The organism is Salegentibacter lacus (assembly GCF_020164555.1).
GTDB lineage: Bacteria > Bacteroidota > Bacteroidia > Flavobacteriales > Flavobacteriaceae > Salegentibacter > Salegentibacter lacus.
Genome location: NZ_JAIQZB010000094.1, coordinates 1 through 279 on the forward strand (window position 1 = coordinate 1; position 279 = coordinate 279).

Consider the following 279-nt stretch of genomic DNA (forward strand, 5'->3'; position numbering starts at 1 on the left):
GACAATTCGTAGAGAGAGTAAGGGATTCCGTTATCAGGCAAAAATTGGCGGAAGCTGCAGAGTTATCTGGAGATGCCGATGGAAATGAGGAAGGTATACAGAGGTATGCTTTTAAGAACGCAGGCAATGATGATGAAGAGGAATTAAGTCCTTACGAAGAATTCTCAAAGCATTATGATCCCTTAGATCAAGCTTTAAACTGGAATCCAAAGATTATATGGGATCCGGCTCAATATCCTGATGAAGATTATGTTTACGTCATGGATGAATTTTATTTAT

The 279-nt window shown here is 38.7% G+C and carries 1 pseudogene; it reads left to right on the top strand.

Annotated elements, in window-relative coordinates:
* Positions 1–44: 44 nt before the first annotated feature.
* Positions 45–279 (top strand): annotated as a pseudogene (locus LB465_RS18155) (gliding motility lipoprotein GldK); the annotation flags it as partial.